This window comes from Microbulbifer sp. ALW1 (assembly GCF_009903625.1).
Classification (GTDB): domain Bacteria; phylum Pseudomonadota; class Gammaproteobacteria; order Pseudomonadales; family Cellvibrionaceae; genus Microbulbifer.
In genome coordinates this window covers 2,626,804-2,651,619 of record NZ_CP047569.1, presented here as the reverse complement: position 1 = coordinate 2,651,619, position 24,816 = coordinate 2,626,804, and the positions used below count along the sequence as shown (strand labels likewise).

The window sequence follows — 24,816 nt, the reverse complement described above, 5'->3', positions numbered from 1 at the left end:
CCCTTGAAAATTAGCGCTCACATCATCTGGAACACTACGAATGTGCTTCCCATTTATTACAGCACCACCTTGGCCAAAAGTGTTGTTTACATATTGAACAACAACACTCTCTTGCTGACATTCGTGTTTGGAACAACAAAACGAAACTACAACTCTAATCAATAAAACTGAACCTGCTCAACTCACCAAAAGACAAATAATGCTCAAGGTACATATCAAGAGATGACTTTGGATCATCCAACTCAGTCACTGCCCCCATATCTTTTGTATTGACATGAAACACTCGCCCATCACACTCATCTTCGCTTACAAACAAAGCGTCACCATTTTCGGTCAGTAGCAAACAAGATAGTCCGCTCCTTTTGAGCCCTGTGGAGGCTACAAAGCGTTCTGTTTCTTCTCTGGAAAGCCCCCCTTCTTGCTCAAAGTCATCTAGGTCTAGCCTAGCGGAAAAACGAAAAGGAGTATTCCACCATTTCATTGGGCAAAAATCTTTTCGGGTCATGCAGAAAGAATTAAACCAACGATAGAGTTCCTTCCAACTTTCTGGCAGCATTTGATAATCCTCATCAAACAGCTCGCCCTCCTTTTCCATAAAATCAGGCTGCAACATGAAAAATAGGTTTTCTGTTTCGCTTTGAACAACAATATAAGCAGCCCATTCTCTTGCACCTTTTTGGAGAGCTAACTTTGGAGGACTCCAGAACTTATCAATAGCCCTACTCGCCCCGCCAAAGACACCGCTAAATTTAGGAAACAACTCAGAAAAGCTACTTCCGAGGCGATCAAGTATTACTTGATCTATATGCGATAGCGCTTCTTTTGGAACTTCAGATTTAAATTCGCAAATATAAGGGTACGATAGCTCCATCATTTAATTTGCACCTTTGTTTGCTTTGTAAAACCCATTAATTTGACGCTGTATCGCACTTTCTATCTCGATTTGCTGATTTATCAAATTACGCTCATATACCGGGTTAATATTATTTTGGCGATATGTCGCCCAATCCAGCTTTGAACCTTTAGATGAGTTAAAAGTTTTAGGTAAAGGTTGGAAATTACCAATATCAACTCTATCATGAATGATTGATATTTGCTGCTCCATAGTCAACTTATTAAACCTCGGCAACTTAATTATCTCTTTAACCGGGTAAATGTGATCAACCGCCAACGTTTGACCTAATGGCGCCGGTTTGAATGTATTTGTCATTGGATCTAAATAGCCCATTCCCTGGAATCTCGCAGCCGCATCCGTGGGAACAGTACGTATAGTCTTCCCATTGATTACTGCTCCAGCTTGTCCAAATGAGCTACTTACTTCCTGACCAACAAAGACCCTTTCACCTAAGTACAAATCTTTGTTTGGAACACGCCTCGCCATTACACTCTCAACCACCTCAGCACCTGCTAGTCGAGAGTGTTTGGCAAATGAAACCGCGCCATTACCCGTAATGATTCCAGAAGTAACTGCGCCCAACAAGTCACCAGTGCCCTTACCAACAGCTCCGGCGAGTCCAGACCGCTCATACGCCGCGACTACTGAGCCTGTATAAGCGTCGACAACTCCAGTGATTGTCTGTTGTGCAAAACGAGAGTACTCATTGTCGATACCCACTGCTGCGCTCAAGCCACCAGCAGCGAGCATCCCAATGTTCCCTATAGCATCCCCAAGACTACTCAGGTTTCGAGTCTGAACATCACTACCCATCGCGCCCAAAAGTCCAAAGCCGTATTCTGCGACTTCACCGACACCTACATAGGCATTCCAAACTCCAACTGCTGTCTCACCCAGGAATCGCACCAGTCCATTCGAATTGTCCCACTTTTCGTTGAACTGGACAATTTCAACTTCACGACGTGCAGCGTAGCTTCGATACGACTCGATTGAAGGATCTATTTCACGTTGCACCGGGTTGGCGGCCGCAAATGCGCGTACGTCTTGATTGAAGTCAAAACGATCTTGCAGAATCTGCTGCTGCTGCAATGCCAGTCGGGATTCCATGTCATTGATGACCAGGTCACGCTCTATACCTTTTTGGGTAAGACCTTCTATATCATCTGCAGCTTGATTGAGGCGCCGCACCATTGCCGAGTCGTTATTTGCCTCCCACTGCTTTCGCAAGCTGCTATACAAGTCGGCTTTCTTTCCGCTCGCGATCAATTGAAGCTGTTCCATGCGGTCCGCAACATTTTCAGTGACCGTCGCCTGCGCTGCCTGCATAGCACCGCCATTGCCCACCTTATCTGCATAGCGCTTGTTAACTTCGTCGAAACTCCTTACTGCTGCGGATTCGGTAATTGAGTTTCCTATGGTGTTAGCAAAAGCATCCGTTGCAATCGACTGCAGTTCGATCTTGCCGCCTACACCAAGAGCACGGGCGACACCCGCTGCGGCCACACCGGATGCAGTACCGCTAATAAAGTCACTGACGAAATTGCCTACCGCGCTTTCCCCAAGTTTTTCACCAACCACATTACCAACACCGTCACCCACACTGCCGCCTATTTTTGCGCCAATTGATGAAGCGGCTACCGCTGCCCAGCTAAAGTTAGTGTCTTGATTGGTTATTACCCTAGCAGCTTGAGAAGACAGGTAAGAAACCGCACCCTTCGCCCATCGGGCCTCTTTCAAAAAACTTCCGGCTTTCGCATAGTGCCCGACACCCGCGGTGATAGCACTAGTGACACCACTAGATACGGCATCACGTAACGAGAAGCTATCAACAACGCCTAGAGCTTTGCCGACCAACTGGCTGGCAACTGAACCGACAAAGCCTCCTACGGCAGCGCCGGCAACACCTGCGAGCCCGGCGCTACCACTTAGTGCCGCAACTCCACCAGCGAAACCACCTGCTGCCGTACCACCAGAGAGCCCAGAAAACAACGCTGTAGCTGCACCGGCCGTATACACCGTGACCACAACCGCCACCACGATCATAATGATCATGCCGATCGCGCCACAGCCGTCATCCGCAGAAGGGGGTGGCGGTACGTAAGGTACTGCCGGAGTACGATCGCCAATGGTCTCATCCGCGCTGTAGGGCTTGAAGCTATCGGCGCTGTTTACGCTGGGGTTGTGCGCGGGAATACGCAGCTGCTGCCCCTGGCTGAGTACCGCCGCATCATCTGCCAGCCCATTGGCATCGGCAATCAGATACCAAAGGGAACTGGAACCGAACAGTGCCTGCGCAATACTGCGCAGAGAGTCGCCGGACTGGACGGTGTAGAAAGAGCCCTGAGCCGGTCCGCGTGCACCGGCGAGCTTATAGGCGGCCTGGTCCTCGAAGTGAATACGGCCGGCACCATCGATGGCGCCCAACTGGTTCCCGGAGGAGTAGTAGTAGTTCCGCTCGTCTTCCGCCTTGCTGGTGAAGTTTTGTGTATCGGTATCAAATTCTCCGGCAACCTTGCTGATAATCTGGTTATCACCGTTGTAGCGGAAAATACGTTTCTGTACCTTGTCGTAGTTGTTGATCGCGTAGGTTTCATCCGTGTAGATCAATCGCCCGGATGCATCGTAGTTGGAAGTCGTAGTACCAGTTTTCTTATCTTTGTGATTACTCGACCCAATGATCTTGTGTACCTTGTAGCCATCGAACGCCTTATAGGAATAGCTATAGGTAATCGTATAGGCGCTGACGGGGTCGGTATCACCCTCCCCTTTGGCGAGCTTCTCATATGAGTATGTTTCAAGATTTCCGGTGCTGTTGTAGCCATCTGCATAGCTGGTCAGGTTCAGCGTCCTATAGGATTTATGGGCTGTCGGATTAGTGGGCCCGGCATATCCAAACGTCCAGAAGGCTTCCTGGCTCGTGACAAGCGCAAGCTTGCCATCGAGATTGTAGAGGCTCTCCGTTTTACTCTGCTCTTCACCACTCACATTGCGGTTTGTAGAAACGATTTGCCCGCTTGTTGGGTCATAGTATGAACCACCCACATTACGGTTTTCATCGTAATACTGCTGCTGGAAGCGAGTGCGACCGGCCAGATCGTAGGAATAGCTGGAAACCATATACCAGGAGGCATCGTCGTTGAGCGCCATTTCACGCAGTGACTCGGTATGCCAGTCGGAAGGAATCAACATATTGAAACCGGATGCCAAGGTTTCAACCCCAGTCATCTGACCCTGCTGGTCGTAGGAGTAACGAGTAGCGCTCATTTCGCTGCTACCAGTCTGCTCGACACGCATCACCTGATTGCCGACCGCATCGTAGTGCAGGTAAGCACCTTTACCTTCGGTAATTACAATACGGCTGTTCTCGGCGTCTAGCGAACCCTCAGAAGTAGTAACACGGTTTTCACCGTCGTACTCATACCAGTATTCGGTTTTCGCTACAGGTATTTGAGGGCCGAAGTCGAATGGGTCGAAAATCAGCTCGCCGTCTTCGCCGATCTCTGGCTGCGTCATTGCCATAGTCATCGGTGCGGACAAGGGGGAAAGGTATGGCTCAATACCACCACCGGTCCTCATATTGATCGTCAAAACAAAAGCATCGGAAACACTTCCACCCCGACCATCGGAAGCGGTCACCGTTACCGTTCTTGAACCGTAAGTAAGTGGTTGCCCGCTTATAGCTCCAGTTGATGAATTAATCGACAAGCCACTATGAAGTCCACTTGCAGAATATGTCAGTTCATCTCCATCCGGATCGCTAAAATAACTAGAAACATTCGTAAAAAGCGGCTCCCACGTATACAGCGTAAAACTTCGATTCGGAATGTTTGACGTAGTAGGGGCGCGATTAGCAGCCACTGTGATCCGGAATATGTCATTGGCGGTACCACCACGACCATCACTCACTGTTACCCGGATATCCCACGTACCACCACTTGCGGGCGTACCGGTAAACTTGCGGGTACCGGCATTAAACGACAACCAGCTGGGCAGGTTATTGCCGTTGCTCAGTTTCGCAGAGTATGTCAGACCATCGCCATCCGGATCACTGAAGATATTGGTCGGCACGGTGTAGCTGAATGCCTGTCCCACAGAGCCTGTGCGATCGGGTATATAGTTAACCCGCGTCGGCACCCGGTTTGGACCTTGAGTGATACTCAGTCTAAAGACATCGCTAACCACCCCGCCACGGCCGTCGTCGGCGGTAACCTTGATGTCGTAATTGCCCTGGTTTCCATAGGCAGGACTGAAGGTAAACTTCCTAGTGGAGGCGTTGAATGTAATCCAGCTTGGCAGTGCCGAGCCGCTGTTCAACTTTGCACTGTAGGTCAGCGCCGTGCCGTTTGCATCGGTAAAACTGTCCGACGCAAAGGTATAAGTGGCGGTACTTGTCTCCTGCACGGAGCGATCCAACAGCAGTTTGTTGACCACCGGCGCAACGTTTACATAGGGATCAACGTATACGTTAAATCCAATTGTCGCTTTCAAGCCTTTTTTGTCGCTGGCGATCAAGTAGATTTTGTATTGATTTCTATCTACAGACCCTGGATATTCATATGTACCAGGCTTGGCATCGGTATTAAAGAAAGCATTTTTGGATGCATCCTCCGGCGGGCGAGATATATCGAGATAGTAATTGTTACCTGATTTTCTGATTTGCATCCAACTTGGTGCATCGGTTTTCGTCAAATAATAATTCCACTGCCCATTTACGGGCGCACCACCCACCGTCCAATTGTTCATCTCCAAATCTAGAGTCAGAGAATCTAGCCAATCGTTGTCGGTAAACAGGTTAGAGCCAAGGAGTATGGACTCGGTCTCAAGCTCGGTGGTAGTTTTGGCACTGATTGAATTATTAGCTACAGGCGCATTATTGGAAGGTTCCAAAACGTTCAGCGTGATTGTATGCGTTTTGGTCAAAGCACCATCTGAAGCTACAAACTGCAGCGTATGACTTCCAACTTGGGACAAAGCATTAGGTGTGGCACTTACAACATGCGAAGTGCCATTGTAGCTGATCCATCCCGGCAGGCTGGTGCTGTCGTTGTACTTGATCGTATAGCTCAGCGCATCCCCGTTCACATCCGCAAAGATGGTGTCCATGTCTTTCGACCAGGTATTACCCCCAGTCACAGAATATGTCGATGTACTATTGATAACGGATGGTCGATCATTATTCGCGATGGACTTGATGACGAAAGTGTAATCGACGTAAGCACCACGTTCATCGGTCGCACGTACCTTGACTGTATAATTCGTATCTTGCGTTATATTCGGTGCAGTACCTTCAAATTCTCGGGTGGAGGCGTTATACGTAAGCCAACTCGGTTTGGTCACCAGCGTATACGTCAGACCGCGATTTTCCGGATCCGTGAATACATTATCCAAAGTCAGGTTTTTGGCATTGATATTGGTCTGTTCATTCAACGAAACGCTCCGCAGCTTCACTTCCGCTGAAGAGCCGGTATTTACGACGGGCGCATCATTCGTGTATTGCGATACATCGACTGTAAAGCCGATTGTTTTTACCGCACCGCGGCGGTCGGTCGCCTTGACATAGATATAGTACTGGCTCTCATCAGAGCCAGGTGTCGCACTCGGATTCGGGTAATTGGGCTGATTGAAGAACGCTCCGGTGGAGGCCCCGGCCGGCGGGTTGGTGATATCGAGGTAGAAAGTGCCACCGGATACGCGCAGCTTCATCCAGCTAGGAAGCCCGGTTTTGGTCAGGGAATAGCTGAAGTTTCCGTTCACCGGAGTACCGGTAACATTCCACTTATTCATCTCCGCAGAATACGTCAGATCTTCCAGCCAATCGACATCGGTAAACAGGTTGGAGCCGAGATTAATACTCTTACTCTCGAGCTCCCGCGCAGTTTTGTTCGAAATGGAAGCATTCGCGGTGGGCGCACTGTTCACTGAATCCGAAACACTCAGGGTAATTGTATGGCTTTTGGTCAAAGATCCATCGGATGCAATAAACTGCAGCGTGTGGTTACCAATCTGCGACAATGCCGTCGGCGTAGCCTTGACCACATGCGACGTGGCGTTGTAGGTGATCCAACTGGGCAAACTGGTACTACCGTTATACTTCACGGTATACGACAGTGCATCGCCATTGGGATCCGAGAACAAGTCATCGAGACCGATTGAGCGGCTGGAACCACCAGTGACACTGTAAGTCGTTGTACCGTTTGTCAGCGACGGTGCGTCGTTCACATTGATTGAGGCAATAGTAAACGTATAGTCCGTATAAGCACCACGTTCATCGGTAGCACGTACCTTCACTGTGTAGTTTGTGTCCTGAGTGATTGCCGGAGCAACGCCTTCAAAACGATTGTCGGTATTGTCGTAAACAAGCCATCCGGGCTTGGTGACAATACTGTATGTCAAACCACGGTTTTCCGGATCACTAAACAGTCCATCCAGCGTCAGGTTCTTGTTACTGATATTGGTCTGTTCTGTCATGGAGACATTTCTGAATTGCATCTCAGCTGCAGAGCCAGTATTCAGCGTGGGTTTGACGTTCACATAAGGAGCAACGCTAACTTCGAACTCGTGCTCTGCCCTGGCCCCCCTTCTATCGGTAGCCACCAGATAAATGCCAAAGTCGCCGCTGCCTGCGGCACTGGGGTCTCTATAAGGATCTGGTGCGCTGAGACTATTCAAGTGCCCCTGCGTCGATACGCCTACTGGCGGGTTGGTGATATCCAGGTAGTAATTATTTCCAGCCTTTCGAATTTCCATCCAACTAGGTGCCGATGCCCTAGTGGTCACCACGTAGTTCCACTGCCCATTCTGAGGGGCGCCAGTTGGTGTCCAGCGTTTCATCTCTAACGAGATATCTAGAGTGTCAAGCCAATCCCCATCCGAAAATAAGTTACTACCCAGCAGAATAGATTGAGTCTTCAACTCGTTAGTTGACTTGTTCGTTATGGAACCGTTAGCACTGGGAGCGTTGTTGACCGGGTCCAGTACCGTCAAGGTGACAGTATGGGATTTCGTCAGGCTGCCATCGGAGGCGACGAACTCTAGGGTATGCTCACCAACTTGCGAAACGGCATTGGGTGTCGCCGTCAAAAGACCGGTGCCACTGTTCCAGCTCAACCAACCCGGGATCGAGGTGCCGCCATTGTATTTCGCGGTGAACGACAGTGCGTCACCGTTGTCGTCGACAAACATGGTGTTCATGTTGATGGTTTCGCTACCACCACCGGTTACGTAGTAGTAGACCCGCGCATCCGCCACGCGCGGACGATCGTTCAGGTTGATGGAGTCGATAGTAAATGTGTAATCGATATATTCGCCACGTTCATCCGTCGCACGCACCTTCACTGTGTAGGTAGTGTCCTGGAATATTGACGGTGCGGTGCCTTCAAAGCGCTTCTCGGCCTCATCGTAGGTCAACCATCCAGGCTTGTTCACCAGTGAGATTGTCAGAGGACGATTTTCCGGATCGGAAAACAAACCCTCCAGAGTGAGATTCATCGAATTGATACTATTCTGCTCGACAATCTCTACGTTGCGTAACGCCAGCTCAACCGCAGCACCGGTATTTACCTCAGGTTTACTATTAATGTAAGGGTTGACATTTACTTCAAACTCGATTTCCGAGCGCGCGTCGTGACGGTCCGTCGCTACCAGATAAATAGCAAACTTACCATCCCCGGTGGAACTCGGGTCTCTACTGGGGTTCGGTGCCGCAAGCGAATGCAGGAACCCCTGTTCCGCTACGCCGACCGGCGGATTGGTAATATCCAGGTAATAGTTATCACCGGACTTGCGAATCTTCATCCAATCGGGCACGTCAGCACGTGTTGTTTCCACGTAGGACCACTGACCGTTTTGCGGCGCACCCATTGGGGTCCACCGCTTCATCTCCAGCGACAACTCGACCGTGTCCAACCAATCCCCGTCCGAGAAGAGGCTTGAGCCCAAGAAAATCGACTGGGTTTTCAGTTCGTTGGTCACCTTATTGGTAACCGTGCCGTTTACGGTCGGAGCGCTATTGAGTGAATCGACCACCGTCAAGGTAACAGTATGCGACTTTGTCAGGCTACCATCGGAGGCAATAAATTCGAGCGAGTGGTTGCCTATCTGAGAAAGTGCATCAGGGGTAATAGACAGTGCTCCATTTGCACTATCCCAGAAGATCCACGAAGGGATTGAAGTACTACCGTTGTACTTAACGGTGTAAGTCAGCGCATCGCCATTCGGATCACTAAATACATCGTCAAGCGCAATTGGGAGGGTATCCCCACCGTTTACGGTATAGGTACTGGGCGTACCCAGTGCTAACCATGGCGCGTCGTTTACATTATCGACAATAACGGTGAAGGTATAGTCTGCATGCGCGCCACGCTCGTCTGTTGCGCGCACTGTCACATCATAGGAAAGATCCTGGAATGTTAAAGGTGCAGTACCTTCGAAGCGCTTTTCAACTTCATTGTATGAAAGCCAACTTGGCGCGCTTGTAACATCAATCGTCAAACCAAACTCTTCTGGATCACTAAACAGTCCATCGAGTGTTAGATTCTGACTACTGATATTGGTTTGTTCAGTAACCGAAACATTCCTAAAAGCAAGTTCGACAGCAGAACCAGTATTCACAACAGGTTTACTGTTTACATATGGCTCAACGGTGACTTGGAATAAAAATTCTGCACGCGCTCCCTGCCTATCGGTTCCTACGAGATATATGGCAAAGGTGCCATTGCCCTCCCCCCCCGGCTGCTGAGAAGGATGTGGGGCGTTCATTCCATGTAGCAGCCCTTCCGAAGAAACACCGGAATCTGGCTTGACAATATCGAGGAAGTAATTGTTTCCGGACTTGCGAATCTGCATCCAATCCGGAGCAGCCGCACGCGTGGTCTCAACATAGTTCCACTGTCCGTTCTGCGGCGATCCGATTGGAGTCCAACGCTTCATTTCCAGTGATAGGTCGAGTGTTTCGAACCAGCCGGAGTCCGTAAACAGGTTCGTCCCAAGGGGAATCGATTCGATTGCTAGCTCGTTAGTTACCTGAGCAGAGATGGAGCCATTGGCTAGCGGTGACGTATTTACCGCATCCTCAACGGTTAAAGTTACCGTGTGCGCCTTGGTCAAACTGCCATCGGATGCGATAAACTCGAGAATGTGGTCACCGATCTGCGAAAGCGCAGACGGGGTCGCGCGAACTATACCTGACTCCAGGGTAATCCAACTGGGTAATTGCGTACTGCCGTTATATTTAACCGTGTAGGTCAGTGCATCGCCGTTTGGATCAACAAAGACATCATCCAAATCAATAGGAAGACTGTCTCCCCCTTTTACCGTATAGGTATCGGGCGTAGCCAACACCGTCCAGGGCGCATCGTTGATGTTTGCTACATCGATAGTGAAGGTATAGTCGGTTGAAGTACCGCGCTCGTCAGTTGCGCGTACCGTCACGTCAAAGTTTAAGTCGACGTATGTGGCAGGTGGTGTACCCTCAAAGCGTTTTTGAGTCTCATTGTAAGACAGCCAGCTGGGAGCACTGTGGAGACTTACGTTAAGATCAAAATCCTCGGGATCCGAGAACAAGCCATCTAAAGACAAGTTCAAGGAACTGATATCCGTACCTTCATCTATTTGCGCGTTTTTGAGCGCGAGCTCGGTAGCAGAACCAACGTGAACAACTGGCTTCTGATTATCGTACGGAGCGACAGAGAGCGTAAATTCCTCACGCGTCGTAGCATTACGTGAATCTGTAGCAGTCAGGAAAATCAGATACTCGCCATTACCGGCTGAATCAGGCTGTTGGTAGGTTCCGGGTTCCGTTGGGCCATTGAGGAATGAGCCTTCCGATGCTCCCGACGGTGGATAAGTCACATCCAGATAAAGCCCGTCTTCCCCCTCACGCAATTCGATCCAACCTGGCACGGAAGTCTCCTGCGCGGAATAATCCCATTGACCGCTTCCCACATAGCTCGGCTGCCACCTGCGCATGGAAATGTCATAGGATAAAGTATCCCACTCTTCTGTAGAGAACACTTGCCCGAGGGGGAAAGACTCAGTTTCCAGCTCATTGATGTTAACGGGCGCAACGTCGACAAGCTTTACAGGCGCCTCATTGGCCCGCTCAGTCATCTGAAGATTAAACGAAGTTTCTGCGGTCGCACCCGCCGAATCACGCGCAATCAATATAATTTCATATTCGCCTGCAACAGCACCATTATTGGGCTGGCGAGAACCGAAATTTTTCTCTGTCAAGGTAGAAGCCGGAGGTGCCGTCGTTTTCAGCTGCAACAAACCTGTCGACTCGTTGTAGATCACTTCCAACCAGTCCGGCGCGGCCAACAGTTCATTGCTCCGCACGTGGTATGGATAGGTTACCCCCTCATAATAAATCTCATGGCTGTCCCAGCCGCGAAGGTAGGCATTGATACTGAGCGTGTCACCCTGATCAGTATCGTTAAAAATATCAATACCAAGATTAATAATCTGGTTGTCATACTCCGGAGCTGACTTATCTCCAATAACGACCTGAACTGTAGGCGCGTTGTTAACACGCGGGACATAGCTTTTATCGTACTGTGAGGTAACAATCACGACACGGCGGTTACCGACCTCGTCGTATTTGTACGCTGTATCCATGGTGACGACATCTTGTTCCAAGTCATGAACATAGACGCGACCAATTCTCCCATGATCATCATAGAGAGTGTGAGTTTCTTGCCGGTAAGCATTTCCGAACGTGTCACTACCGCCGACGTATTCGTACGTTCTCTGACCGTTTGCGTCGTATTCATAGCGAGCAGTCAACGTACGGCTGTTATCATCGCCAGGCGTGCCGTAGTCCTCAATAGTCTTGAGTGCGCCGTTTTCATAGTAGGTGTAATAGACGCCGGCCTCTGCTGTTCCCACGTGACCATCGTGGACCTTACGCTTCAGCAAACCATTTTCGAAGTACTCGTAGGCATAATTTACGTCACCGAGATCCTTATATGCTGTGGTATTTCCGTAATAGTCATAGGACCAGGTTTGACTTCCAGCATCTGCATCAAGCTCAGGTGTATAGCCGTACTGATCCAGAATTTTTCTACCGCGCTCGTCAAAACGGTAGACTCTCACCACGCCCTGGTAGCCATCCTCGGCACCATTTAGGTGTTCTGCACTTTGCGTCCGCACGACATTACCGCGCACATCATAATCGGTGAGCGAGGTAGCAAATACCGTACTGCCATCCTGATTAGATTTACTATGCGCAATTGATGTAGAGATCTGGTGATTTAACTCGTTATAGGAATGCTTGATGATCTCCTGAATATAGGCAGCATCATTATTGTCATAACGAAGATCCGCCAGGCGAGTGATATTGTCGAGTCGATCGTACTCCGTTATGGCAATCTTGCTCAGCGCATCCTGTTTTGCAACCTGACGATTGAAAACGTCATAAGCGTAGTGCGTTTCGTTCCCGCCGGTATCGATCTCCTTCACCAGGCGATTAAACTTGTCGTACTGATAAAAATGCGTGTAGTCCAGCTCATCGATTGAAGCTGTACCTACATTTCCGTCTTCCCGCGCATCAGAGACAGCGATTAAGTTACCCCACTTGTCATAGTAACTTCTGATAATCGGTGCCTCTTCCCAAGTTTCACCGTCTGCACCGGTAACCTTTACCATCGCCTTCTGTTCGAATACAACCTGGTCATTGTGGTTGTACATATAGGTCGTGGTATTGGCCGAATTCGCATCCGTGCCACCGCCGTCAGTAACGGTTAAGGTATTACCCCAACGGTCAAAGGATTTCTTAACGAGCTTGGCGACTGTGACCTCGTTGCCAACGCCCAATGAGAAATTTTGTGTATGAGACTGCAACTGGGTTTCGACTGCATTGCCATTACGATCGTAGCGATAGATGGTCTCACCGCCAATCCGTGAAACCTCTTTTGTCAAACGCCCGGAGAGATCGTAGTAATACTCTACGGGGTTACCTTTGGCATCGGTGCCTACCGCGAGGTTTCCACCATCGTTATAGGTAAAGCTTTCCTGAAAGCTGCCACGGTTATCACCGCGCGCCTTAACCTCACCGAACGCGTTGTAATCTACCTCAATGCGCTCATCACCTACGGTTTGATCCCCATAGTTCAACTGGGCAGAATCACTCAGGTCAACAACAGTCGTAATTTGCTGCCCATTTTTGTTGTATTCGTATGATGTTTTGGCTAGAAGCGGGATTGCGGATCCGTTATTGGAATACTGCTGGGAGACTTCGAGTACGTTACCCGCTAAGTCGTAGGCATAACGCTTGGTCGTCGCATTGCTTTGACCATCACTGTCATTGGCCTGAACTTCAGCAATCTTTTGTCCGAGTTCGTTGTACGCGTAGAATGAAATTTTGTCTTGATGCGAAGTATTGTCGATTTCCGGGTTTTTATACTCTGCGTAAACGTGCTCTTTAACAACGTTTCCGAAAATGTCGTACTGGTAGGCCGTAAATGGAATAACTTCGTCAAGCACGCCGTTAGCATCGGTGCCCAGCAAAGCCTCGTTGGCAATATCATAATCGGAAGCCACACCTGAGAAAGTACTGTCATCAGATATATCGGCAATGACAGAGCGAGCGGTTTCTTCGGTAGAAATCACATGCCCTAGAGTGTTGTATGTAAGCGTAGTGCTTAGAGTTTCGTCTGGACCTATCTCGGTCTCGGTTAGAAAGGCCCGCCCCAGGCTATCGTATTTTGTGTGCGTATGTATTGCACCGCTCGATGTTGATGTAAGAGCTACAGATTCGGAATAGCTATGGAACGCTAGACTTAATCGGCTCTCAGTAGTTCGCAAACCACGATTGTCATAGAGATATTGCGTAACTCTGTCATATCCGGAAGGTAGCGGACTGTTCGAATAGACCGGTGCCGGATCGTTTGGCTTTTCATTAATATCCAGCCCTGTGGAGACATCGATCGCCCGGGCGAATTCGGTAACTAACGATACTTGGCCAAAAAGATTGTAGTCCCATTTGGTGACATATCCCTCCGGATCGATAGTAAGCACTCTTTCGCCGTTATCATTGTAATAGTGATAAGTCGACAAATAGAGCGGATTGCTGTCTTCCTCCCCCTCTACATAATCGTCACCACTAATTTTCACCTGCTCGAGCGCAAGCTCACCATACTGGTTATAGGTATATTTGGTTGTTGGTGCCCCTATCTTTCGAACACCTGTAGCCGAATCAAAATATTCGATTTTCTCCTGCATAACTTCGGTGATTCGGTTGCTCGCATCGAACAGACGCGTTAACGTCCGATTGTCGTCGTTATCGAGATATTCTGACGCAGCTAGATCCGCTTCAAGATCCGCCAGCTGAATTTCGTTAAAGCCCTGCGCCCCTATACCCGACCAGCGCTCTGCATATCGCAATACGGACGTTTGGTTACCCTTAAAATCGTAACCATATTCGGTGACATAGCCTTCTGCATCAATCTCATACTTAACCTGACCTTCGCTATCGTACAGTTTGTATGATACGTGACCGCGCACATTCTTGTTTGCCACTGCACGGCCAAACCCGTCATACAGCGTTTCCACGCGGGGCGTACCGATAATAGAGGCATCCGACGCTGTTTCCGTTACCATTGGATAATCTATGGATATCTGATTTCCGCGATTGTCATATCCGTATGTGGTCGTTCTTGCGAAAGAGTGATCCAGCGACCCCTCACCCTGCTTCATGATACCTTCTGTTCGATCCACTACGCGGCCATAGGCATCGTAGGTTGTCTCGGTGACGACCTGTGCCTGGACCTTTGTCGTTTGCTCGGAAAGTGCAAGCTCACCATCTACCGTTTGATGGCCGGCAGTATAGAACTCGACCTCAGGAGAATATTCGAAGGTACGATTACCTCTCGAATCGTATACATACTCCCAGGTATATTGGGGATCGAGGGCGTAAGAACCCGCTTTGTTTGTATAGAATTGCAGGTTCCCGAATGCATCGTATCGGAAATATTCGGTGTTACCTTCACCGTCTGTTGCAGAGAGCTTCCTATTTAAGGAATCGTATTCGGAACTGGTTTTCCGCGCAGAGGTTTCATAGGGATAACTGTCCAGCGCGCTTTGCAAGTCTGCGAGCAAGGGGTTTTCGGGATCTACCCGTGTTACCAACAACGAGCCATACGTGAGGGTATCTTCGATGTTGCCAAAGGCATCATACCGGTACTCCGTGAGACGATCTTCAGTGTCGAGAACATATATTACTCGACCAATTTCGTCATAGAACTTGAAATCATCACGTCGCTCACTCCCGCTATCGCGCAGGTGTTGCAAAATACCATCTGCATCAAAATCAAGTTGCGCACTAGTGATGTTATCTGCATATACGGATATACGAGACACGGTACCATCGTTGTTGTACAAGCGCTGAGTGACTTCACCCGCATTGTCGATGGACAATACGTTTCGCCCGGCGCTATCGTATTTGTAGGTCTCCGTGAAGGCGGTAACGGCGAGTAAATCTACCTGGCCGCGAATGGATTCAGCGCTACTTGCATCCGCCCCATCGATCGCCTCGTAGCGAATTACCTGGGATACTTTTCCGGTATTGTCATATTTGTACTCTGTAACTTCCAAAGCCTCATTGACTTCGAACAGAGTCCGCCCTGCCGCGTCGTAGAAGCTTCTATTTGACAAGACAGCACTGCCAAACTGACCGGAGGTAAATGTTGCCAGCTCGGCATCGCTGTATCCGAAGCCAGAATATTTCTCCGCATACCGCTTATGCTCTACCACCATGCCCGAGTTGTCGTACAGAGTCTCGCTGACATAGCCATCGCCATCGATAAAGAAGCGCTCGCGACCGGCTTCGTCGTAGGTAGTGTAGGTGGATGTACTTTCGGGGTTGCTGGCGGCAATCAGTGCCGCCATGCCGGCGGTATTCTGAACCCGGGCATCCACCGTAAAGTCATAGCGGGTAACCTCCGTTACACGACCGTTGGCGTCATACCGGTACTCGCTGACATAGCCCGCTTCATCCACAACAAACTGGCGTTCGTTTTTGTCGTTGTAGAAGCTGTAAGTGCTGCGGGACTCGGTGTTCTTTTTGTAGAGAACCAGATTGTCCAGATAGGTCTCTGTATTAGGGGCCCCTTCGGTCTGCCAGCCGTGTGCGCGGAAGTTGACGGTGCCCCAGGTGTTTTCATCGACCTGCAGGCTGTGGGACCAACCAGAAACTCGGGTCGTGCCCTTGGTATAGACGTAAACGGTAGAAGTGTTGCCAACCACCTCTTGCTCCACGATATAAGTGGTATCCGCGCCTGCACTACCCAGATCTACATAGCCGTGTACGCCGGCTTCAATGGTGTGCGCACGGATGTTTTGACCGTCGAAGTAAACACCATGACGGTAGACGCTACTTCCCTGACCATCGTTTTTAATACCGGCTGTCAGGTAGGCATCTTCTGATGTTGCACCGGTGGTAATCTCGTACTTGACCGCGACCTCACCGTCCATGCGGAAGGTCTTTTGTGTCTCAATCTCGGGCCAGGCATCCCCGGCGCCAGCGGCGTCCTTATGTACAAACACAAGGCGACCGTCGACCTGATCCACAACGCCATCCGGACCATCGATGTAATTGCCTTTGAAGCTCTGGCTTAAATCCCCGGAAAAATTTTCGGACAGCAGGTTGTTTTGCAGACCGGCTATCGCGCTGGTGATGCCGACATCATCCAATCCAGCATCCACCGGGGTGGCGTGCTTATGGATTCCTGTCACCCGGCCGAGCTCATCGATTTGGTTTTCAATCACATAGCCCGCTGAATCAACGCTATAGCGCTGACGGCCGGCGGCGTCGTAAAAGTAGCGCGTGGATTGTGCGACGCTATCCGCAGAAATACCTCCCAGGTAATTATCAATACTGCTTTCCGAAAGGTCGCTAACGGCAACTGGAAGTGCGGCTTCGTGCTGCTTGCTCTGCACCACATTTCCCGACGCGTCGTAAACAGTCTCCCGTACATGCCGGTTGCCATCTACCACAAAACGCAAACGATTCAGCGCATCGTAGGCGTAGTAAGTAGTGTCTCCATTGCCGTCGGTGACACTGGTAACATTGCTGTTGGCGTCATAATTATAAGTCGTTGTCAGGGCAAGGCCGTCAGGGTCGACGATTACCTGTGTTTTATTACCCAACGCATCATAGTTGGTGGCCACCTGTCGCCCCTCGGCGTCTGTGACGGTAACCGTTTGCCCAAAACCATCGTAGGCATATTGAGTCTGAAGATTGAGAGTATCCGGGTCGATACTCTGAGTGAGTACGCGGTTGTTGGCGTCGTAACTGTAGCGAACCTTGCGCCCCTCGCCGTCGAAAGTTTCGATCAGTTGATTGGCGGCGTTGTATTGGTTTTCAGAGGTGACGATGCTCTGGCCGTCAATGGTCTGCTCGCTGCGGGTGAGGTTGCCGTTGAGGTCGTAGGCAAAGCGCGTCTCGCTGCCCTCCCCGTCCACGACGCGGAGGATCTGGCCGAAGCTGTCTCTAGTGCTATGGGTAGTGATGCCGCCGGGCAGGGTGACACTGGTGGTCTGTTCGCCGGTCGCGGCGTCGATGCTGTAGGCGTAGCTGGTGGCCTGACCTAGAGCGTCGATGGTGGTGAGTACGCGGCCGAAGGCGTCGTAGCTGCTGGTAGCGGCATTGCCCAGCGGATCTGTGACCACAACGGTACGACCCTGGTCCTGATAGTCGTAATAGCTGGTGTTGCCACGCGCATCGGTGGCTTGCGTGACACGACCAAAGGCATCGTATTCCTGGCTGCTGGTGATATTCAGGTTCGCAGGTAACGCGCCGGAATCCTGCACGCTAGTGAGCTGGAGGCCGCGATTGTCATAGGTAAATTTGCTGACCCGAGTTTCACTTCCCGCCTGGTCGATCGCGCCGATATCGGTGGTAACGGTTTTCAGTTCGCCCCAGGTTGTGTAGTCATTGGTGGTGGTCAGCGACGCGGGCTGGCTCTGGCTGTCTATAACCTGACGCAATACGGTCGCCAGCTGGCCACGGGTGTTGTAGTGATAGCTGGTTACACGGTCGCGGCCATCGTCCGCCAAGCCGCCTACAAGCGACTCCAGCTCGCCAGTTACTGCGCCCTGCGCGTTTGCGAGTGCGTTGTTGAGTGCGCTATTGGTAGGTCCATCACTAAGATCAAATTTCTGGGCATAGCCGCGGCTGCTGCGGGCATCACCAAAGACGTTATAACGGGTCTCGGTAACGCTGGCCTTTTGAGTTTGCGCATCCTCGACAATCAGGTAGACAAGCTGACCGCGCTCATCGTAGATGTAGTGCGTACTGTTACCCTGGGTATCCTGACTTTCGATTAAGCGGCCAGCACTGCTATAGATATGACGCACCCCTTGATTGTGGGTGTCAATTGCCGTATCCAGCTGCGTTTTCGTTAATTCGGTCGCGCCATTACTGTTCAGGGTGATACCGAGCGTTCCGGCGATATCAGCCAACTGTTGCGCATTTAGCTCGCCAGTTAGTTGGCCAGCGGCATCGTAGCGCAGATACCGGTTTCGGATATTGTCGCTGGTTTGACCATCCCCGTCAGTGTCGACAGCATCACCGTTGCTATCGATCTGGTAACTGGTGACCTGAACGAGGTTACCGGTATTGTCGTATTGGTTGAATACATATAGCCCACGGTGATTGCGGCTGGTCTGCAGGCGCCCGGCATGATCGTAGCTATAGCTGATCCACTGGTCTTTGTCGGCATCTGCAGTCGGGGTGACACCACTGATGTCAGTGAGCGCAGCCAACTGGCCAGCGTTGAGCGCAGTGGCAAACTGAGTGACCTTGGCTTGCTGGCCGCTCAGATTATATTCGTATTGGGTGACGTAACCCTGGTGGGAGATTTCGTGACTGAGCTGCCCTTTGCTGTTGTAGCAGTAGCGGACGGACCGGTCCTGCGCATCGGTACCCACGAGAGTGAGCAGTGCGCTGAAGTCATTGCTCTCGCTAAAGGCGTCGGCGCTGTCGAGTTGAGTGGCGTAGCGGATTTGCTGCACCAATTGCCCGGCAGCGTTGTAGCGGTTCTGGATCAGGTAGCCTTCTGCATCGACCGTGCCCAGCTGACGCCCAACACTGTCATAGAAAAAGCGACTTTCACGGTTTCCATCGGTACCTACGCCATCGGCACTGGTTTCCGTTCTGAGTAACTGACCTGCACCGTCGTAGTGATAGGTGGTGACGACCGGATTATCACCTACGCCCGCCGTTTCAGTCTGCAACAACCCATTATCCAGATAGGTAAAGCTGACACTGCGATCCAAGCCATCTGTAGTGGGTTTAAAGTTCCCTTCAAAATCCGCAGTAGTAATAAAGTATTGCTGGGCACCTTCATCGAACCACGTAGCCGCATCAACGGTATTGGTAAATACGATGCGCTCTTCAAGCTGGTTTTGATCGTTATATTTAAACTCGGTAACACCGCCGCTCGCGTCGACACTGTAAACAACTTGACCCAACGCGTTGTAAAACTGATAGCTACGAGCACCTGCGGCATCCACACTGGTGCGCAAGCGGCCATTGTCATCGTAATAATAACGACTGGACCCATAGTCCTCAGTGCCACCACCGGCACTCCGGGTAACGCTCGTTAGTTGACCCCGCGCGTCATAAACAGAGCTGGTGGTTAGACCCAGTCCATTTTGTACTTCAATGGTGCTCTGGCCGTCTTTATAGGTCGTTGTAACCTGGTTGCCTTCTGCATTGGTGACACTGGTTACACGGCCCATACCGTCGTAGCTGTAAACGGCGGCGTAATCCGTTTCTACAGCAGCAGCGGTAGCGCTAGCAGATTCCGCTTCGGCAGAAACCTGCTTAATCAGTTGCCCGGTTTGGTCATAGAAGAAGTAGCTGGTTGCCGCCGTTCCGACGCCTTCGCCTGCAGCATCCAGGGTATTCCACTGAGTACTGCTTTGCAGCTGACCGCGAAAGTCATAAGTAAGAGTGGTTCGCTGAGCCCGGCTCAGATCCAGACCGGAGCGCCACGTATCCATTGCAGCAAGACTGGGCGCCTCATCATCGGCAAGGCCCGATACATCATAGTGGTCATCCGTCATTACCCAGGTATCAGAAAGCTGCCCGAACCCGTCATAATCAAATGCCGATGCTGATCCATCTGCACCAACGGTATACGCCAACAAGCCCTGTGCGTTATAGATATAACGACTGGTTTGCGCACCGCTCGGGGCACCCGGCTGATCGATGCTATCTGGATCAGCCACCAGGTAGCGGGTTTCCGTGAGCAGCTGATTTTCTGAGCTATAGGTACGGGTAACCGTGTTGCCGATACTATCGCGCACAGCCGTTTGGTTACCGCTGGCATCATATCGATAGTCTATGCGGTTGTTGGCGTTATCAATGACATGCTCAAGGTTACCGTCAGCGTCATAGGCATAGCGCACAACCTGGCGCTGCCCATCAACAGCCGGGCTTTCCAAACGCTCCAAATAGCCCGTTGCGCTGTTAAAGTACATTTTGGTGCTTTCCCCCAGGGGGGAAACAACTTCGGTATACGAGCCGTTGGCATCGCTTAAGCCGTAGTTGTAGGTGGTTACCTTGTTCTGGCCATCGGTGACCGTTTTGACAGCATACTTGCCGTCGATCAGTTCGTAGTCAAAACTGACGGTGGTGCCGTCACTCTGGGTGATGGTGGCGATACGGTTGCTGCTACCGTCGTAGCTATAGGTGGTGGTGTAGGCTTTGCCATCGGCAATACTGTTGTCAGCCCCCAGCTCCAAATCAATGGAAACCGTTTCCAGGCGACCATTTGCATCGTAGCTGTAGTAGACCTGTACCAGATTTTCGCCGCTTGACCGCGTCTCCAGCGATTCCAGCTGGTTACTGGCGTTGTAATGCAGCACCATTTTCTGGCCGTCTTGCAGAAGGATCTCTTCCAGCTGGCCGTTGGCGTTGTATTGATAACTGATTTCATTGCCAGCACGGTCCGACATCTTGGTGAGCTGACCCGATGCGTTATAGGTTTCCGTTACCGCACCGTCATCGGCGGTGAACACCCATGCATTATTTGTCGCGTCATAGCGGATCGCATCGTGCGCACCGCTCCCTTCCTTAGCGACGAATTCGCCAGAGGTCGCATCGTAGGTAAAGGTAATGTCAGAGCCGTCGCCGGCGATCCGGCGAATAGTGACATTCTCCAGGTCATTAACCGGATCACCTGAAATAACCAACGAACGATTGGCACTCAGCCGCCACTGATCACCCATACCGCCAGTAAAACTGCCCTGACTGTTGTAGGTACGTACCAGACCTGCATCCAACCCCAAGCCCATCAACAGCTCGTCTGCCTGACGAACAAATAGGTTACCGCTCGCAGCGTTTACATAACTGTTCAGCCCTGCCTGTCCTAAGCTAGCCTGGCCATTCTGCCCCAAGGCCCCGAGGATATCGGCGGAGGAGTTCAGTAAGCCCAGTCCATTCGAGGTAATAACAGCGGTCATAGTGCGGTCCCATGGTCAAGCGAGAGATCCAGCTGCTCCGACTCCAGCAGCACGCTTCTGCATGGCAGGCAGGTAGCCCCTGATTCTGATTATTTGGTTATTGCTTGAGGCCTATTCGGAACGCAGGCGAAAAGTTTTAGGCAAGAGATACAAAAGACCAAAAAATGTGACGCGTGTCACAAAGATGAGCAGTCTGGAGAGAATCGGATGCGGAAGGGATACGTACAGAGGACTGTCGAGAAAAAAGCTTCTTTGCTAGCATTCAGCTCAGCGCAAAAGAAACCATCGGGTCAATATGAGCAGGATTGCACCATCACAAGCACTCACATCTTTGAGTGCCGCACTTGGAATAACGAGCAAGAATCGAAAACGCAGCGCCGGCCAACTAGGAGCGCCCAATGCTACCCCCGAACTTTCAGTTAATGAGCTTTTTTCCGAGATAGCAGCAGGCCTTGTAAGTAATTCAAAATCGCTGGACAGCCATGCAAAGAAAAGAGCTTTTATAATTCAACGCCTAACCGTGCTGCGATACCAGAACCTCCCACTAAACGCTGCCCAATTTTCTTTTCTTGCATCGGAATTGGAATCCAAAGCGTCAGAAGACACAGAGTTGTTGGCGCTGATTGATCAGGTCATATCTGACATCGAAAGCTAGAATCTTAACTCTTCCGCCCCGACAATCCCCTATACCCCGCCCCAATAGAATGCCAGCACACAGCTCCGGCAAAGCAACCATTACCATCAAATACCAAAATAGGTACCCCCCATATGTACAGGGGCATTGGAGAAGCCTAGTAAAGCGAAATGATAAGCAGGAAAAACAAAAAAGCCCGCTATAAGCGGGCTTTTCAGATAATGGTCGGAGTGGCCGGATTTGAACCGACGACCACCACACCCCCAGACCCAGCAGTACAGAAACCTAACCTATTGATTTGCAAAGATATTTACCCAGTTTATGAGGCGCATAATACCTCAAGGGAAAATGACGGCAAAACTGTATGGATAGACAGCCATTGCGACCCTTCCCTCTGCGGCGAACCACTGATGATGCTGCCCGTGGTTCGCACTACGCCTACCGAATACTCAGGTGAAAAATTGCCCGTAGCCAAATCTTAACTGTTCATTTCGCGATCACCCTCATCAAGGCGATGTATAACAGCTCCAAGACGCGCATTCACCTCCCCCACAAGTGCCTGGATCATCAATTTTCGTGGTCCCGACTTAGGACACTGTAGCGCCCATAGCATACCCTCACTGAATTGCTGCACTTCCCGCACCTCTTCGGCGCACTCAACAATATCAACCTGTCCCATCCCATTACTCCTTTCTCGATTGGTTGATGCCACCCTACCAGCGGTTTCAGATATGCAACCTTTTTGCACAAGTTGCACATTTGGCCCGCTGTTCATTTTTTGTGGTACCGGGCGCGCCAATGGGGGCGGGAATAAATCTAACCCAATACTGTATATTTATACAGTATTGACGTAATATGGAGAATATCCGCCCCTCACCCTGAATTTAGGGCGCTTCATTTCTTCTCTTCAGTTATCAAACTTAGTAACGCTCTCAAGAAATGGATTTCGACATAGCACCAGACAAAGCGAGAACGAACGTACCAATTACCTCTTAAATTCCATCTCATACAATTTTGTCAACACTGATTTTGGCTGCAGCTATTACAGGCCATTACAAAAATGGGGCATTGAAAAAAATATCCACAAAAAAGTTCACACACATGAAAAATAAAACCCTTTACTATAAATCTGAAAATAAAATAGTATTTTTTCTCTTCAAAATTATATTTTGAGGATTAATTTTCCAACACATAAGGACTAAGTAAATGAAAGTCATAGTGAAATGGGCTGCTGCACTGATGCTCATCGTTTCCGCATCCGCTTTTGCGGGAGATAGCTTAGAAAAAGGTCAAAAGTTATTACCGGGTGAAAGGATCACCTCCACGAACGGTAACTATTACCTCATCATGCAAAACGATGGAAACTTAGTACTTTATAAAAAGGTAGGTTCAGGAAAAGAGGCGCTGTGGTCGTCAAAGACTACTGGTAAGCCTAGTGCCCGAGCTGTTATGCAGTGGGATGGTAATTTTGTAATTTACTCTACTTCCAGTGGTGCTTTGTGGTCGTCAAATACCCATGTAAATGATCCTGCAAAGCTGAGAATGCAGAACGACGGCAACCTTGTGATCTATAAAACAGATGGCACTCCAATTTGGTCAACTAAAACAACACAAGAAACGTGCACGTATGAATATGTAGACCATTGGGGCGGCACAGTTGTCGATGGGACCGCACAGTTTGGTGGGTATACTTGCACTGTCTACGCTCCGCTTCTTCCTGCGCCAGGACCACATTTTGAACCACTTGGTAATGGCGACCTTTGCGTGTATTACCCTCCATATGCAGGAAAACTACTCACGGAAGTTTGTAATTAAATTTTCTTAACACCCTGGGTGCCAATGCTCCAATTGGACTTGGCACCACCTTGCTACAATTAAAAAAAGACCCGAATCTGGATCCCATCAATACCTGTATTTGGATCATTGATTCCTGCGCTTGAGTAATGTAAATACTCTAGCGCCACCACACCCCAATGCAGCCCGACGCCCAAGCGGTAATTGATATCCCCCACCAGCGGCGAGCCATCCACATAGGCCACGCCCAGACGGTAGTAATTTTCTGCCCCCAGTAGCGACCACCCCGGCTGTACCCGCCGGCTGACGGAGTAGGCCCAGTTGCGGTCGATGGGGCCGCGGTCGGTGTGGCCCCGGCCTATGGCGGTGGCCGCCACTTCCCACTGATAGGCGGTGCCAAATTGCCAGCCGATTTCCCCCACGGTGTTGTGGCTGTTGAGCGCGGTGTGGCCCAGGCTCACCACCGGGCGCGCGTCGGCACGCTCGGCCACCAGCGCGCACAGTAAAATCACCAGAAACAGCGCCACGACGCCCTTGGTCCAGCTCCATTTAAATTTCGGCATAGGTTTTTCTCTCTCGGTTGTTTTCGGGTGTGTTGGTGGTTGGCGTTTAGCTGGCGCTGGGGATCGACTCCCACGCCTGCATGGAAACCGCCAGATTAAGCATCCGGTACACGCATTCGCCGGTGACTTCCGCCTGGCGCACCAGCGGGTCCACAGTGCCCTCGGCAATCGCCGCGACCAGAATACTGTCCACTTTGGCCGGGCACTCCATGGCGCGGCCGCCGGCGGTCACCTTGACGGTGTTGTCGGCATTGATGACGGCGCCGGTAGTTTTCAGGTTCAGCTGGTCCACATTGCCGTCTTTGTTGACGTCCTCCTCTATGCGCAGCACCTGCACACGGATCAATTCGCCGGTGAATACCCCGGACGTAATGCGCAGCGCCACCTGGCCGGGCTGCAGCCCGGTCACCTCGGCGTTGGCGTTTTCATAGGTCACATTGCTCACAGTCATTGCTCGATTACTT

The 24,816-nt window shown here is 50.6% G+C and carries 7 protein-coding genes; 2 read left to right on the top strand and 5 right to left on the bottom strand.

What is annotated here, in order from left to right; all coding sequences use genetic code 11:
• Positions 1–154: 154 nt before the first annotated feature.
• Together GRX76_RS11025 and GRX76_RS11020 are read right to left on the bottom strand one after the other, a co-directional pair.
• Positions 155–874 carry a hypothetical protein gene (locus GRX76_RS11025; RefSeq protein WP_160153353.1) on the bottom strand — a complete coding sequence of 240 codons (720 nt, stop codon included), beginning with the start codon at positions 872–874 and terminating at the stop codon, positions 155–157.
• Positions 875–21,361, bottom strand: coding sequence for a putative Ig domain-containing protein (locus GRX76_RS11020; RefSeq protein WP_160153352.1), 20,487 nt, complete (start codon positions 21,359–21,361; stop codon positions 875–877).
• 295 nt (positions 21,362–21,656) lie between these two features.
• Between GRX76_RS11020 and GRX76_RS11015 the strand changes: the two genes are divergently transcribed.
• Positions 21,657–22,016, top strand: coding sequence for a hypothetical protein (locus tag GRX76_RS11015; RefSeq protein ID WP_160153351.1), 360 nt, complete (start codon positions 21,657–21,659; stop codon positions 22,014–22,016).
• Between the two features lie 457 nt (positions 22,017–22,473).
• Here GRX76_RS11015 and GRX76_RS11010 read toward each other — a convergent pair whose 3' ends face one another.
• Positions 22,474–22,674: a hypothetical protein gene (locus GRX76_RS11010; RefSeq protein ID WP_160153350.1), complete on the bottom strand. Its 201-nt coding sequence runs from the start codon at positions 22,672–22,674 to the stop codon at positions 22,474–22,476.
• Positions 22,675–23,201: 527 nt separating this feature from the next.
• Between GRX76_RS11010 and GRX76_RS19190 the strand changes: the two genes are divergently transcribed.
• Positions 23,202–23,810: a hypothetical protein gene (locus GRX76_RS19190; RefSeq protein WP_201276798.1), complete on the top strand. Its 609-nt coding sequence runs from the start codon at positions 23,202–23,204 to the stop codon at positions 23,808–23,810.
• 59 nt (positions 23,811–23,869) lie between these two features.
• On the opposite strand, the gene GRX76_RS11000 is transcribed toward GRX76_RS19190, so the two are convergent.
• A complete protein-coding gene (locus GRX76_RS11000; protein ID WP_160153349.1) occupies positions 23,870–24,352 on the bottom strand; it encodes an acyloxyacyl hydrolase in 483 nt (160 codons plus the stop codon).
• 46 nt (positions 24,353–24,398) lie between these two features.
• Positions 24,399–24,803, bottom strand: a complete 405-nt coding sequence (locus tag GRX76_RS10995; protein ID WP_160153348.1) for a hypothetical protein — start codon at positions 24,801–24,803, stop codon at positions 24,399–24,401.
• Positions 24,804–24,816 lie beyond the last annotated feature (13 nt).